The 13,480-nt window shown below is 70.2% G+C and carries 12 protein-coding genes and 1 tRNA gene; 2 read left to right on the forward strand and 11 right to left on the reverse strand.

Going from position 1 to position 13,480, the window contains the following annotated elements; genetic code table 11:
* Window positions 1–84: 84 nt before the first annotated feature.
* The 4 genes from OF380_RS26860 to OF380_RS26875 all read right to left on the reverse strand — a co-directional run bounded on the left by OF380_RS26860 (window position 85) and on the right by OF380_RS26875 (window position 2,778).
* A tRNA-Trp gene (locus OF380_RS26860) sits at window positions 85–161 on the reverse strand.
* Window positions 162–400: 239 nt separating this feature from the next.
* Complete coding sequence (tuf, locus tag OF380_RS26865) at window positions 401–1,591, reverse strand: elongation factor Tu (RefSeq protein ID WP_056480538.1); 1,191 nt, start codon at window positions 1,589–1,591, stop codon at window positions 401–403.
* A gap of 156 nt (window positions 1,592–1,747) precedes the next feature.
* The gene (locus tag OF380_RS26870) at window positions 1,748–2,209 is read right to left on the reverse strand and encodes a tellurite resistance TerB family protein (RefSeq protein ID WP_264048662.1); all 462 of its coding nucleotides are present in this window, start codon (window positions 2,207–2,209) and stop codon (window positions 1,748–1,750) included.
* A gap of 125 nt (window positions 2,210–2,334) precedes the next feature.
* Window positions 2,335–2,778, reverse strand: coding sequence for a DMT family transporter (locus tag OF380_RS26875; protein ID WP_264048663.1), 444 nt, complete (start codon window positions 2,776–2,778; stop codon window positions 2,335–2,337).
* A gap of 230 nt (window positions 2,779–3,008) precedes the next feature.
* On the opposite strand from OF380_RS26875, the gene OF380_RS26880 reads away from it, so the two are divergent.
* Window positions 3,009–3,539: a biliverdin-producing heme oxygenase gene (locus tag OF380_RS26880; RefSeq protein ID WP_264048664.1), complete on the forward strand. Its 531-nt coding sequence runs from the start codon at window positions 3,009–3,011 to the stop codon at window positions 3,537–3,539.
* Here OF380_RS26880 and OF380_RS26885 read toward each other — a convergent pair.
* The 7 genes from OF380_RS26885 to OF380_RS26915 all read right to left on the reverse strand — a co-directional run bounded on the left by OF380_RS26885 (window position 3,536) and on the right by OF380_RS26915 (window position 11,613).
* Window positions 3,536–6,094 (reverse strand): HWE histidine kinase domain-containing protein, encoded by a 2,559-nt coding sequence (locus tag OF380_RS26885; protein ID WP_264048665.1) that lies wholly within the window; start codon window positions 6,092–6,094, stop codon window positions 3,536–3,538. The genes OF380_RS26880 and OF380_RS26885 overlap by 4 nt on opposite strands.
* Window positions 6,095–6,276: 182 nt before the next feature.
* On the reverse strand, window positions 6,277–6,570 hold the full coding sequence (locus OF380_RS26890) for a hypothetical protein (protein ID WP_264048666.1): 294 nt from the start codon (window positions 6,568–6,570) through the stop codon (window positions 6,277–6,279).
* A 21-nt stretch (window positions 6,571–6,591) separates the two neighbouring features.
* Complete coding sequence (locus OF380_RS26895; RefSeq protein WP_264048667.1) at window positions 6,592–8,628, reverse strand: hypothetical protein; 2,037 nt, start codon at window positions 8,626–8,628, stop codon at window positions 6,592–6,594.
* Window positions 8,629–8,735: 107 nt separating this feature from the next.
* Window positions 8,736–10,556, reverse strand: coding sequence for an ABC-F family ATP-binding cassette domain-containing protein (locus tag OF380_RS26900; RefSeq protein ID WP_264048668.1), 1,821 nt, complete (start codon window positions 10,554–10,556; stop codon window positions 8,736–8,738).
* A gap of 56 nt (window positions 10,557–10,612) precedes the next feature.
* Window positions 10,613–10,840 carry a hypothetical protein gene (locus tag OF380_RS26905; protein WP_264048669.1) on the reverse strand — a complete coding sequence of 76 codons (228 nt, stop codon included), beginning with the start codon at window positions 10,838–10,840 and terminating at the stop codon, window positions 10,613–10,615.
* Window positions 10,841–10,933: 93 nt separating this feature from the next.
* Window positions 10,934–11,248: a polyhydroxyalkanoic acid system family protein gene (locus tag OF380_RS26910; RefSeq protein ID WP_264048670.1), complete on the reverse strand. Its 315-nt coding sequence runs from the start codon at window positions 11,246–11,248 to the stop codon at window positions 10,934–10,936.
* A 77-nt stretch (window positions 11,249–11,325) separates the two neighbouring features.
* On the reverse strand, window positions 11,326–11,613 hold the full coding sequence (locus OF380_RS26915; protein WP_264051505.1) for a septal ring lytic transglycosylase RlpA family protein: 288 nt from the start codon (window positions 11,611–11,613) through the stop codon (window positions 11,326–11,328).
* Window positions 11,614–12,273: 660 nt separating this feature from the next.
* On the opposite strand from OF380_RS26915, the gene OF380_RS26920 reads away from it, so the two are divergent.
* Window positions 12,274–13,467 carry a site-specific DNA-methyltransferase gene (locus OF380_RS26920; protein WP_404810516.1) on the forward strand — a complete coding sequence of 398 codons (1,194 nt, stop codon included), beginning with the start codon at window positions 12,274–12,276 and terminating at the stop codon, window positions 13,465–13,467.
* Window positions 13,468–13,480: the final 13 nt, after the last annotated feature.

Below are 13,480 nucleotides of genomic sequence, written 5' to 3' on the forward strand. Positions count from 1 at the left end.
ACTGCGCCCGGCCGGACTTCGCGGATAAGCGATCTGCTGAAAGGGAGGTGGGCTGGGAGGGTCGACAAGTCTGACGCGGCCAAATGGCAGGAGTGGAGGGACTCGAACCCGCAACCTCCGGTTTTGGAGACCGGCGCTCTGACCAGTTGAGCTACACTCCTATGCGAAGGACAAGTCCTCCGCCGCGGCGCTGCTATAGACCGGCTCGTTTCGCTTCGCAATGGTCAAACGACGTGCCGCCGGCAAACTTCGCGGGGCACGGCACGCGTGCCGATCGTACGGAGCCGGAGTCTGGAAAGCGGACGGAACGCCGGGCTCTGAAAACGACGACGCCCGGGGAGGCCCCGGGCGTCGCGTGTGCGCGTCGGTCGGACGGGGCGGACGTCCGCCCCGGCGACGCTTACTCGTTGATGGCGGCGACGACGCCTGCGCCGACGGTACGGCCGCCTTCACGGATGGCGAAGCGCAGCTTCTCTTCCATGGCGACCGGCACGATCAGGGTGACGTCCATGGTCACGCTGTCGCCGGGCATCACCATCTCGGTGCCCTCGGGGAGCACGCACACGCCGGTCACGTCCGTGGTGCGGAAGTAGAACTGCGGGCGGTAGTTGGTGAAGAACGGCGTGTGGCGGCCGCCCTCCTCCTTGGTGAGGATGTAGGCCTCGGCCTTGAACTTGGTGTGGGGCTTGACCGAGCCGGGCTTGCAGACGACCTGGCCGCGCTCGACGTCCTCGCGCTTGGTGCCGCGCAGGAGCACGCCGACGTTGTCGCCGGCCTGGCCCTGGTCGAGGAGCTTGCGGAACATCTCGACGCCCGTGACCGTCGTGGTCTGGGTGTCGCGGATGCCCACGATCTCCACGGTCTCGCCGACCTTGACGATGCCGCGCTCGACGCGACCCGTCACCACCGTGCCGCGGCCCGAGATCGAGAACACGTCCTCGATGGGCATCAGGAACGGCTTGTCGATCGGGCGCTCCGGCTGCGGGATGTAGGCGTCCACCGACGCCATCAGCGCCAGCACGGCGTCGTGGCCGACAGCCTTGTCGCCGTTGTCCAGCGCCACCTTGGCCGAACCCTTGGTGATCGGGATGTCGTCGCCGGGGAAGTCGTACTTCGAGAGGAGCTCGCGCACCTCCATCTCGACGAGCTCGAGGAGCTCGGCGTCGTCGACCAGATCCACCTTGTTGAGGAACACCACCAGCGCCGGCACGCCGACCTGGCGGGCGAGCAGGATGTGCTCGCGGGTCTGGGGCATCGGGCCGTCGGCCGCCGACACCACCAGGATCGCGCCGTCCATCTGCGCCGCGCCCGTGATCATGTTCTTCACGTAGTCGGCGTGGCCCGGGCAATCCACGTGCGCGTAGTGACGGTTGGCCGTCTCGTACTCCACGTGCGCCGTCGAGATCGTGATCCCGCGCGCCTTCTCCTCCGGCGCCTTGTCGATCTGGTCGTAGGCCGTGAACGTCGCCCCGCCCGACTCCGCCAGGACCTTCGTGATCGCCGCCGTCAGCGACGTCTTGCCGTGATCAACGTGACCAATCGTGCCGATGTTGCAGTGCGGCTTCGTACGCGCAAATTTCTCTTTGGCCATCGTCTCTTTCCTGCGGCAAGCTCACACGAGCGGTCGCCCGGGCTGAAGCTCGACGGGGCGTCGAGCCGGGCGAAAGACGGGGGCTCGCTTAGAGGCTTGCCGTCCTTTGATCAAGGGCTTTGGCGGATCGGCCGGGTGTGCGGGGCGCCGAACCCCCTACTGGACCGGGCGCCGGACCGGCGAGGCGGCGAGCAGGGCGGCCTTGTCGAGGCCCAGCGCCGTCGCGATCTCGGTGAGTGCCCGGGCTTCGACGTCCAGGATACCGTCGAGGTCGGCCACATCCGCCGCGATCAGGAACGTCGCCTCGCGCTCCTCCGCGCTGCGCCCCTCGATGGCGCCGATCAGGCGCAGGTTCTCGGCCCGTCCGGTGCGGGTGCGCGCGCGGGCGATGCCTTCGTAGAGTTCGCTCTCCAGCATGAGCCGGTCGTAGCCCTTCTCGAGGATGGGGTTGGCCTGCATGCCGGCGAGCGCCGTGTCGAACTCCTCGCTCGCCACCTCCCCATCCGCAACGATCACGTTGGCGGCCGCCGAGACCATGGCCTGCATCAGCGCCTTGTCGCCCGCATAGGCGGTCACGGTCTGGCTGAAGCGGCTGACGATGTCCTGGAAGATGTTCATCGCGACGAAATTCCTGCCGATGCTGTTCGGGCGGCGCTGGGGCGGAGGGGATAAGCCCTGGGACGACGCGGGACGAGGCTTTGCCGTTCCCGGCGCCGATGACAAGCGTCTCCGGCGCGTGCGCTTCAGAACATCGCCACCAGGGCGATGCCCACCACCATCAGCAGGCCGCCCAGGATGCGCCAGAGGCTGGCGGGGTGCTGCGTGAATCCGATCCAACCGAAGTGATCGAGCAGGATCGAGGTGACGACGCCGGCGGTCACGAGGAGGCCGAGATACGGGGCGGCGCCGATCCGTTGTGCCACGAAGAGCTGCGACAGGATCAGCAACGCGCCGATCATGCCGCCCAGCCAGGCCCAGGGCGGCACGGCGCGGATGTCGCTCAGCGACGGCAGGGCGAAGCGGCCGAGCACCAGCCCCAGCCCGAGCAGGGTGACGGCGCCGACGAGGGCGACCACGATGCCGGCCGCGAAGGGTTGGGCCAGGGTCTTGGACAGGGTCGCGTTCGTCCCCGCCTGCAGCGCGTTGGCGACGCCGGCCAGCAGCGCGAAACCGTAGAGGAACCACATGGACGATCCTGACGTAACGGGGAGAGGCCGGACCGCATCGCGCGGTTGGCGGGGCTGTTCGCTGCATCCTGCGCCGGGCGCCCGGATCGTCTATTGAACGCAGCTTGGACCGGGCCGGGGCCCGTGGGGATGTGACGGGTCGTGGCATGGACGGGATGAGGACGCCTTCCGGGGATGCGTCGGGGGCGGATGCACGGGCCGGTCGCACGAGCCCGGCAGGGGATCTGCGCTTGCGGCTGCGGGAGGCGACGGACGCGGCCCATCGCCGCCTCGATGCCGGGTTCGCGGCCCACGACCTGAGCCGGAAGGAGGATTACGCGGTCTTCCTGTCGGCGATGCACAGGGCCTTCGTCCCCCTCGAAGCCTGGCTGGACGGTGCCGATCCCGGGTTCCTGCCGCCGGACTGGTCCGCTCGCCGGCGCGCCGATGCGCTCCGCGCGGACCTGGAAGGGCTCGGCGTTGGGAGCGAACGTGGCGCGGAGACGGCATCGACCCTGTCCGGCGCCGGGGCACCGGGGCTTCTCTACGTGCTCGAAGGGTCGCGGCTCGGAGGGCAGGTGCTGCTCCGTCAGGTTCTCGCCAGTCCGGACCCGGTGGTGCGCGCGAATGCGCGATTCCTGCGGCATGGGGAGGGGATGCGTCTCTGGCCGAGCTTCGTCGCCTGGCTCGGGACGCGCCCGGCCTCGGAGCACGACGCGGCGATCCAGGGCGCCCTGTGGGCCTTCGCCCGGTTCGAGGCGGCCCAGCGGGCGGTGGATTAGGCCCGCCCCACCGCGAGCGCCTGCCGCAGGGTGTCGGCGGTGTAGGGCTTCTTCATCAGAGGCACGGCCCCGAGTTCGGGCGGTATCCGGAAGCTCTCGCCGTAGCCCGTGGCGAAGGCGAAGGGCACGCCGAGGGCCGAGAGGCGCCGGGCCACGGGCAGGCTCGTCTCCGACCCGAGATTGACGTCGAGCAGGGCGAAGCTCGGACGACCTGCCTCGATCTGCCGCAGGGCGTCGTGCACCGAGGCGGCCATGTCCACCGCCTTCGCGCCGAGGGTGCCGAGGAGCTCTTCGGCCTCCAGGGCGATGATCATGTTGTCCTCGACCACCAGGACGCTGCCCGTCAGGAGTGCCGCATCCGGCTTCGCGGCGCGTTCCCGCGCGCGATGCGTCGGTATGGGCGGTGCGACGGGTGCGGGCCGGACATACCGCGCCGGGACCGCGAAGCGGCCGCGAACGCCGGTGAGTTCGTACGAGATCTCCGCCTCGCCCTCCAACTCGTAGGGGATGGAGCGTTCGATCAGCGTTGTGCCGAAGCCGCGCCGGGTCGGCGGCTTCACCGGAGGGCCATCGTCCTCGCGCCAGTGGATGACGAGGCACTCCGACGCGTCGCGCCGCCACGTCACGTCGACCCGGCCGGATTCTACCGAGAGCGCGCCGTACTTGGCCGAGTTCGTCATCAGTTCGTGGATGACCAGGGCGAGGGTCGAGAAGGCCTGCGGCTCGAGCAGGACGTCGACGCCGTCCAGGTTCAGGCGGTCGGCCCGCTCGCCGAGATAGGCCCCCGCCTCCAGGGTGATGAGGTCGCGCAACGACCCCGGCCCCCAGTTCGTGGTGGTGATCTGGTCGTGCGCGCGCGCCAGTGCCTGGATGCGGTCGCCGATCACGCCCGCGAAATCCTCGATGCTGTCGGTCCGCGACCGGCTCTGGGCGACGATGCCGCGGATGAGGTTGAGGATGTTGCGTACGCGGTGGTTGAGCTCCGCGATCAGCAGTTCCTGGCGCTCCTGCGCGGTCTTGCGCTCCTTCTCGGCGGAATCGGTGAGGCGCAGGATCACTTCGAGAAGCGTGATGCGCAGGGCCTCGGCGATGCGCAGGTCCGCAGCACTCCAGGGCGTCGACTGCCCGCGCACGACCTCCGTCCAGGCCTCGAAGCTCTTGCGCGGCGTCAGGCGCAGGCCGTTCGGACCCAGGGTCGCGGGTTTCTCCGGATTGCCGGCCCAGGTCACGGTGCGGGCGATCTCGCGGCGGAAGAACACCAGGAAGTCGCGCGGTGCCCGCGAGATCGGAACGGCGAGGAGGCCGGCGGCGCGCTCGGTGTAGTCCGCCGCCGGCGGATAGACGGCACCGATCTCGTGGGTGGCGAAGGCCCGGCTCGTCGCCGTCCGGTTGAGGAAGCGCACGAGGCCGGTGAACTCTTCCGCCGTGGGCGTCGCGCCCCGCAGCGTGACCTCGCCGTTCACCCAGACGCCGATGCCGTCGCAGGTGACGATGGCGGCGATGTCGTCGAGGAACCCGGTGATGTTCTCGAGGCTGGTGCCGCCGGAGGCGAGGGCACCCATCAGCCGATCGTGCAGGGCCCGCGAACTCGCCTCGTAGGCCGTCTCCGCCTCCCGCTCACGACTCTCCAGGATCAGCGAGAACATCTGCCCGAACAGCTCGGCGCCGGTCCGGCGCTCCAGCGAGATGTGGCGCGGCTCGGTGTGGTGGCAGGCGAACAGGCCCCAGAGCTTGCCGCCGCGCAGGATCGACACCGACAGGGAGGCCGCGACCCCCATGTTGCGCAGGTATTCGAGATGAATCGGCGAGACCGTGCGCAGGCTGCTCATCGACAGGTCGAGAGGGCGTCCCTCCGGGTCGCGCGGGGGCAGCACCGGCACGGGTTCGGCATCGACATCGGCGATGATGCGCAGCCAGTTCCGCTCGTAGAGCGCACGCGCCTGCTTCGGGATGTCGGAGGCGGGGTAGTGCAGGCCGAGATAGGGCTCCAGGCTGGAGCGGGCGGATTCGGCGATCACCACCCCCGAGCCGTCCGGATCGAAGCGGTAGACCATCACCCGGTCGAAGCCCGTCAGCGCCCGCATCTGCCGAACGGCTTCGCGGCAGAAGGGATCGAAGCCGGTCGTCTGCTGGAGCCGGCCGACCATGCTGCGCACGAGATTGCCGGCGCTCAGGTGCTCGGAGACGCTGCGTTCGGCTTCGATGACGATGCTGCCGCCGGAGATGTGGAGGGCGAGGTCGAAGGCCGCGCCCCCCGCCTGCAGGACGGTGCCGAAGATCCGGTCGATGGCGTCGGGACCGCGCAGGGCCTGGAGGTGGCCCCGGATCAGGTGGATCGCCTCGACATCCAGGATCTCGGAGAGAGGCAGGCCGAGGAGGTCGCCGTCACCGTGCCCGAGCCAGGCGGCCGCGTTCGCGGAGGCTCGCACCACGATCCAGTCGGAGGAGACGGCGATGAGGAAACCGAAGGGCTGGACCGCGCCGAGGATGTGGATCGGCTCGCGGTCGCAGGACGTCAGGTCCACGAGCTCGGCGCGCTGTTCAGGGTCCGTCATCAAGCCAATCGATTCGCCGCCGTCATGGCCCACAGGCGCGAGCATCAGAGACAACGAGCGAATAGCGGGAAAGTCTCCCGGGTTAAGCCGGGTGAATTGGACTTCCCCTCGCCTGTGGCACGAATATCACGGCACCGCTCCGCGCCGCCGGAGCGGGCGCCGTACGATCCCCGAGGCTTGCCTCAGCGGTTTGTCGCGCCCCTGCGCGCTGTGGCGGCCAGGAGGGTAGACAGGAGAGCGGCGCCGATCAGATAGGCGGCGAGGATCAGAGCCCCGCCCTCCAGCCACAGCCCGGCTCGCCCCGGGACCAAGCCCGCGAGGGCGAGCCCCCCGGACAGGCCCGTGGCGGCGACCAGGGCGAGGGCACCCCAGCGTGCCATGCGCCCCCGGGGCGGGCCGGTCAGCCAGCCGATGCCCGCGCCGAGGAGGAGGCTCGCGGCCACGGCCGGCCAGAGCAGGGTTGCGAGAAGTGTCACGGCCTTGGCCTCGGATGGCGATCAGGAGTGGGGAATGAGGCCGATGCCCCGCGCTGCAGGGCGGGGCGCCGTTCCGGCGGGCGCGGCCACGACCTGATCCGGGCGGAGGCCCGCCTGAAGCAGGTACTCGACGATCGCCAGCGCCCGCTGCCGGGCGAGATCCGGCTCGGGCTCGGCGGGCTTCGCGTCGGGTTTGCCGGTTTCGGATTTGCCCGTATCAGGCTTGCCCGTGTCGTTTTTGCTCGTGTCGGTTTTGCCAGCAGCGGATTTCGGGGAAGGCTTGGCCGGCTGCGTCCCCCCGGCTTTGGCTTTGTCAGCCTGGGGCTTGGTTGGTTCCTTGCCCGGTTCCTTGCCCGGTTCCTTCGCCTGTTCCTTGCCCGCATCCACCGAGGCGGTGCTTTCCACCGCCGTATCGACGGTCGGCTTCGGCGCGGGCGCTGCCCCGGCCGGATCGGCGTGGCCCGTTACCGTCAGGCGCAGGGACGGGCAGGGTCCGGCCAGCCCGGCGATCCCGTCGAGGCGGGGATAGAAGTCCGGCTTCAAGGTCGCACTACCGGGCGAGAAGGTGGGCCCCGGCTCCGTGAGGTGGGGCGCCAGCGCCGCCGCGCAGGCCTCGGGCGTGCGCCCGGAAGTCTCCCCGGGCGTGGTCACGGAGACGGTCGCGCTCCAGCCTTCCGGCAACGCGGCCGGAAGGTCGCTCCGGATGCGCCGCCCCCCCTGCGGATACAGGCTCTCGCCGGTCAGCGTCACGGCCCGGTCGGCGATGCGGATCTCCCCTCGCGCCAGGAGCGCGAGCGACCCGATGGCGGCCTGCAGCGCCCGGGTCAGGTCGGCCGGCGCGCCCTGCCCCAGGCGGGTCCGGTCCACCAGCCGTTCACGGAAGAGGCGGGGGCGCAGGTTCGCGAGCAGCGCCTCCCGGACTCCCGCATCCGGCAGGTGGCCCGTGAGCGTGACGCTGTCGGCCTCCCGCCGGAGTGCGATTCGGTAGGGCGAGAGCGGCCGCGTCGTCAGGGCGACGCCGCCACGCCGGAGGCCGGCCGGCAGGGCGTCCCGCAGCAGCGCGTCGATCTCCGGGGCGGCCTGAGCATCGAGGGCGATGCCGCTCACCGAGACGGCGGCATCCGCCACGGTGACGCTGCCCTCCTGGATCAGGCCGGCGAGTTGCAGGGCGAACGGCGCCATCGTGGCGGGATCGACGGCCGTGGGAAGTCCGCGCGCGGTGCGCATCCGGTCTTCGGCCCGCCCCGTCTCGGAGATCTGCGCCGCCTGTGCGCGGATCGCACCCCGCGCGGCCTCCGAGACCACGTGGCCCGACAGGTCGATGTCGCCGCCGGGTAGCCGCGAGACCACGAACCGGAAATCCGGAACCGTGGCGGGCAGGATCTCGATCCGGCCGAGGGTGTAGCCGGCCGGCGGATCGGCGAGCGCCGCCCGCAGGGCCTCGGCGTCGGCGACCGAGGCGGCCTCGCCCGCGATGGAAAGGCGCGTGTCCTCCAGCATCACCCGGCTCCCTGGCGTCAGGGCCCGCAGGCGTGCCAGGGCGTAGGTGGCGGCGGTGGGAAAGTCGGGCGGGCTCCCCAGGGCCGCTCGGGCCTGGTCGCGCAGGGGCGTTCCCGGTTCCAGGGCGGGGCCGAGCCGGTCGGCCAGCGCGCCGGCCCCGATCTCGGCCGGCCGGTAACCGGAGACGTCGATCCCGTCGCGGGCCCGGGTCGCGACCCAGACGAAGGGGGATGCGAGCTCGACCACCCCCACCGGCCCCACGAGACGCCGTACGCCCGCGACCCGCGCGAGCCGCGCGTGGGCGGCGTCGCGGATGGCGGCATCCGGGGCCTCCCCGCCGACGACGAGATCGCGACCGTCCGCGGCGACCCGCAGCCAGGGCTCGGCCCCGGTTACGGCGGTATCACGGGCGATCGCGTCGGCCTCGCCCGCGAGGCCGGCCTCGATGCGGTGCACGATCCAGGCGTTCGCGAGGGCGGAGATGAGCGCGAGGCCGGGCAGGCCGGCGATCCAGCCGATGCGGCGGCAACGGTCTCGGAGGTCAGAGGCGGCGGACACGTCGAACCCCGGTGGTGCGCGATGGGCGCGTCCCGCGACTTCCACACCCGCTTCACGGCATCATGAAGGCCGACGGGCCCCGCTTCGGCCGCCGTTCGGCGGGATCCTCAGGCGTCCCGCAACATCTCCAGTTCGAGCCAGCGATCCTCGGACCTAGAGAGTTCCGCTTCCGCCGCGGCCAGTAGGTCCGAGGCCTTGGAGAAGCGCGCCGGATCGCGGGCGTAGAGACCGGGATCCGCCAGGACCTCGCGCAGCTTGGCGATGTCCGATTCCAGCTTCTTCATCCGGTCGGGCAGGGTCTTCAACTCGTGCTGGTCCTTGAAGCCGAGCTTGGGCTTGCCAGCCGGGGCGGCGGCCTCCCCTGCCTTCGTGCGCTCCCTGGCGCCCCCGCCGGCGTCGGATTTGCCGGCGCGGGCAGCGCTGCGGGCCTGCACACCCTCCCCGCGCTGGGCGACCATGTCGGTGTAGCCGCCCGCATACTCCACCCAGCGGCCCTCCCCCTCGCTGACCAGCACGCTGCCGACGACCCGGTCGAGGAAGTCGCGGTCGTGGCTCACCAGGATCAGGGTGCCGGAGTAATCCGCCAGCATCTCCTGCAGCAGGTCGAGGGTTTCGAGGTCGAGGTCGTTGGTGGGCTCGTCCAGCACCAGGAGGTTGGCCGGCTGCGCCAGGGCGCGGGCGATGAGCAGGCGGTTGCGCTCGCCGCCGGAGAGCACGCTGACGGGGGTGCGCGCCTGCTCCGGCGCGAACAGGAAGTCCTTGAGGTAGCCGACGACGTGGCGGCTGACGCCGCCGACGATCACCGAGTCGCCGCTGCCGCCGGTCAGCACCTCGGTGACCGTCATGCTGGGCTCCAGCACCGCGCGGGCCTGGTCGAGGAGCATCATCTTCAGGTTGGTGCCGAGCGTCACGCTGCCCGAATCCGGGGCCGCCTGCCCGGTGAGCAGGTTAATCAGCGTGGTCTTGCCGGCGCCGTTCGCGCCGACGATGCCGAGGCGGTCGCCGCGCATCACCCGGAGCGAGAGGTCGTCGACGATCCTGCGCGGGCCGTAGGCCTTCGCCGCGTGCTTGGCCTCGATCACCAGGGCGCCGGAGCTCTCCGCCTCGGTGGAGGTCATCGTCGCGGTGCCCACCGGGCGGCGGTCGTCGCGGCGTTCCTTGCGCAGGGCATGGAGGTTGCCGAGCCGGCGCACGTTGCGCTTGCGCCGCGCCGTGACGCCGTAGCGCAGCCAGTGCTCCTCGTCGGCGATCTTGCGCTCGAGCTTGTGCCGATCGCGCTCCTCCTCCTCGAAGAAGGCGTCGCGCCAGGTTTCGAAGGTGGAGAAGCCCTGCTCGATGCGGCGGGTGACCCCGCGATCGAGCCAGACGGTCGTCTTCGACAGGGCCGAGAGGAAGCGCCGGTCGTGGCTGATGAGCACGAGGGCGCCGCGCACACTCTTCAGCTCCGATTCCAGCCACTCGATGGCCGGCAGGTCGAGGTGGTTGGTGGGCTCGTCGAGGAGCAGGATGTCGGGCTCGGGCGCCAGCGCCTGGGCGAGCGCGACCCGCCTCCCCTCACCGCCCGACAGGCTCTTCGGGTTTTCCGCCCCCGTGAGCCCCAGGCTCTCCAGGAGGTAGCGGGCGCGGTAGGCGTCGTCGTCGTGGTTCAGGCCGGATTCCACGAAATCCAGGGTCGTCTCGAAACCTGAGAAGTCCGGTTCCTGCGCAAGGTAGCGGATCGTGGTGCCGGGCTGGATGAAGCGCGTTCCCCGGTCGGGCTCCACGAGCCCGGCGGCGATCTTCATCAGCGTGGACTTGCCCGAACCGTTGCGCCCGACGAGGCAGGTGCGCTCGCCGGGCGAGATCGCGAGTTCCGCGCGCTCGATGAGCGGCGTCCCGCCGAAGGTGAGGGCGACGTCTTGCAGGGTCAGGAGCGGAGGAGCGGCCATGGGCCGGCTTATGGCAGCGACCGCGCCTCCGAACAAACCCGCAATCGCCCCCGCGCTCACATCGTCGGGTTGGCCGGGCCCGTCGGCATCGGGTCGGGGGCGATGGCCGGGCCGATATCGGGATCGTTGACCGGGATCTCGGCCGGCGTCACGTCCGGCGCCTCCGTGGGCGTCGGCCCCGGCACGTCGGTGCCGGGCGTATCGGGCCCGGGCAGCGGGGTGTCGGGCACCTCGTAGGGCGTATCCGGCACCGGGGCTTCCGGGATGGGTCCGGGATTCGACATCGCTGCGCCTCTCAAAGCCTGACGGGACGGACCGACGGAACGGTCCGCCGCCTGTCGCGGTTCCGAGGGGCGAGCCAGCCTCCGGAGGGCGCCTTACTTCTTGGTCAGGAGGAGATTGCCTTCCTTGCCGACCTTCTTCTGGATCTGCTGGGCGAAGAGGGCGAGCAGCAGGGGCAGCCGGACCTCGACGCGGACGGTCTCGGGCCGGATATCCACCTGCCCGTCCACCTTCTGGCCCAACGCCGCCATCGCGAAGTCGAGGCGGTCGCCGGTCCAGGCCATCTTCTCGACGGCGATGCCCGCCTTGGCGAACAGCCCGTCGGCCTGCGTGATCCCGTCCGAGATCCGGCGACGGGCCTCCGCCAGTCCGAGATCATGGGGGATTTCGACGATCAGCGGCTTTGCCATGGGTCCTCGCGCCTTCGGTTCCGCCGGCGAGATGGGGCCGGCCGGCTGATCCCACAACGCCGGCCAGCCCGATTCGCTCAGTTCACGACGCTCAAGGCCACGTAGGTCGTGCCGCCCATGCCGAGCGCGCGGGCGGAGCCCTTGGCGAGATCGATGATCCGACCGCGTACGAACGGGCCGCGATCGTTGATGCGCACCACCACGGAGCGGCCATTGCGCTTGTTCTCGACCCGGACCCGGGTTCCGAACGGCAGGCTGCGATGGGCGGCCGTCATCCCGTTCGGATTGAAGCGCTCGCCATTGGCCGTCCGGTGGCCGCTCCCGTACCAGGAGGCCGCGCCACTCTGGGCGCTGGCCGGCTGCATGGTGGCGAGGGTCACGACGGTTCCCAGGATGGCGACGGTTCCACGAACAGGCTTGATGGTCATCCGCATTCCCTTTGTTGTTTCGGATGGCCGGCAAAATGAAGCGGAACAGGGCCAAAATGAGACCTGTCGAATGTGGCAATAGCTGCCTTTTTTCAGGCTATAAGGATATTTTAATCACTGGTTGTGTGTGGCGATATTGTCGTTGAATTCCCAACATTTCGCTGCTGTCGAGACGTTTGTTGCGCCCTCCGGATCCCGCTGGAATCGGGGCGAGACACAATCGTGAGGCGCGAAGAGATGAAGTCAGCGTTGCGCTGAGCGAAACCCTGCCTTGCGCACGGCCTGAACCGCCGGGAAGAGATGAATCTTCTCTACTCGGCTTCCGGAGCCGCATCGACAGCTCGTACACCGACCCTTCGCAGGGCCGTGTTCGGTTCTTGGGTCAGCAGTGTCGTCCGCGACGGCACCTGAAAAAGTCCATCGACAGGTCGCGGGTAGACTTGGCGCTTGTTCGACGGTGGGTGCCAGCGATCTTACGCGTGCAACCCGGCAAAAATTGCAGCCCCAAATCGAGACGGCGGGTCGTCCGCCCGGCAACCCGTCCTTTACGTTAACGGGGCCAAGGTCTGCCGGTCAGTCGCGTAACCGGTGTTTGCCATGGCTTCCCAGCGTACCGCGGTTGCCGACACCGTCGCCCGGAAAAGTGTCTCGCGTACCGGGCGGCCCGTGTCGGCGCCGCGGATGGGTCTCGTACCCCCCGCGTCCCGTCTTCCCCTCGACGAAATCCTCGTCGGCGACTGCATCGCCGCCATGAACGCCCTGCCGGCGGGAAGCGTGGACTGCGTCTTCGCCGATCCGCCCTACAATCTGCAGCTCGGCGAGGGCTCGCTCCTGCGTCCCGACCAAAGCCGCGTCGACGCCGTCGACGACGACTGGGACAAGTTCTCCACCTTCGCGGCCTACGACGCCTTCACCCGCGACTGGCTCGCCGCCGCGCGCCGGGTGATGAAGCCGAACGCCACCCTGTGGGTCATCGGCTCCTACCACAACATCTTCCGGGTCGGGACCGCGCTCCAGGACCTCGGATACTGGATCCTCAACGACATCGTCTGGCGGAAAGCCAACCCGATGCCGAACTTCCGGGGCAAGCGCTTCACGAACGCGCACGAGACCCTGATCTGGGCCTCCCGCTCGGCGGAGTCGAAGGGCTACACCTTCCACTATGAGGCGCTGAAGGGCGGCAACGACGACGTCCAGATGCGCTCGGACTGGTTCATCCCCCTCTGCACCGGCGACGAGCGCCTCAAGGGCGCCGATGGCCAGAAGGTGCACCCGACCCAGAAGCCGGAGGCGCTGCTGGCCCGCACCCTCCTCTCGGCGACCAATCCGGGCGACGTGGTGCTCGATCCGTTCTTCGGCACCGGCACCACGGGGGCGGTGGCCAAGCGCCTCGGGCGCCGCTTCATCGGCATCGAGCGCGAGACGGTCTACGCGCAGGCCGCCCGCGCCCGCATCGACGCCGTCGAGCCCCTCTCGCAGGCGGCGCTGCTGGTGGCCCCGACGAAGCGTGCCGAGCCCCGCGTCGCCTTCCTCAGCGTGATCGAAGCCGGGCACATCCAGGCCGGCGAGACGCTGACCGATGCCCGCGGCCGCCACAGCGCCATCGTGCGCCCCGACGGAACCCTGATGGCCGGGCCCGCGACGGGCTCGATCCACAAGATCGGCGCCCTGGTCCAGGGGCTTCCCGCCTGCAACGGCTGGGACTTCTGGCACGCCAGCCGCGACGGCCGGCCGGTCCTGATCGACGTGTTTCGCGCACGGATGCGGGCCGCCATGGGTTCGGCGGCCTAAGCCGCCGATGCGA

The sequence above is a fragment of the Methylobacterium sp. FF17 genome, from assembly GCF_025813715.1.
Lineage (GTDB): Bacteria > Pseudomonadota > Alphaproteobacteria > Rhizobiales > Beijerinckiaceae > Methylobacterium > Methylobacterium flocculans.